The sequence below is a fragment of the Delftia sp. UME58 genome, assembly GCF_014170385.1.
Classification (GTDB): domain Bacteria; phylum Pseudomonadota; class Gammaproteobacteria; order Burkholderiales; family Burkholderiaceae_C; genus Comamonas; species Comamonas acidovorans.
Genome location: NZ_LZZV01000008.1, coordinates 1 through 816 on the forward strand (window position 1 = coordinate 1; position 816 = coordinate 816).

Here is an 816-nt window from a genome sequence, read left to right on the forward strand (position 1 = left end):
GACGGGCGCCAGCGAGCATCCCGCCAATACCGCGCTCAGGGCCAGGGCGCTAAGGCGCAAGGGGAAAAAGGTTTGCATCATGAGTCCTATTCCTTGGCCGTGCTCGGGGCCGGCAAGGCATCGGATGCCGGCTGGCCGCGTGTCTTCGACACCAGCGACAGCACCCACACAAAGAAGATGGGCACGAAGATCACGCCCAGCAGCGTGGCGGTCAGCATGCCGCCGATCACGCCCACGCCCAACGCACGCTGGCTGGCTGCGCCGGCGCCCGTGGCCATCGCCAACGGCACCACGCCCAGGATGAACGCCAGCGACGTCATCAGAATCGGCCGGAACCGCAGGCGCGCGGCTTCCACCGCGGCCTCGTGCAGGCCCATGCCCCGCGCGTACTGGTCCTTGGCGAACTCCACGATCAGGATGGCGTTTTTGGCCGCCAGCCCGATCACTGTCACCATCCCCACCTGGAAGTACACGTCGTTGGACATGCCCAGCGCGCTGACCAGCGCCACCGCGCCCAGCATGCCCAGCGGCACCACCAGCATGACCGAGATCGGGATGGCCCAGCTTTCATACAGCGCGGCCAGCACCAGGAACACGATCAGCAGCGACAGGCCCATCAGGATCGGGGCCTGGTTGCCGGCCTGGCGCTCCTGGTAGGACAAGCCGGTCCATTCGTAGCCGAAGCCTTGCGGCAACTGGGCCACCAGGCTCTGCATTTCCTCCATGGCCTGGCCCGTGGTGTAGCCGGCAGCAGCGCTGCCGCCGATACGCATGGACTCATAGCTGTTGTAGCGCACCACCTGGACCGGACCCTGG

Annotated in this window: 1 protein-coding gene; it reads right to left on the reverse strand. The window is 66.8% G+C overall.

Annotated features, from left to right (window positions below; genetic code table 11):
• Positions 1-86: 86 nt before the first annotated feature.
• A partial coding sequence (locus tag A9976_RS01340; protein ID WP_183017486.1) for an efflux RND transporter permease subunit occupies positions 87-816 on the reverse strand: 730 nt, incomplete at its 5' end.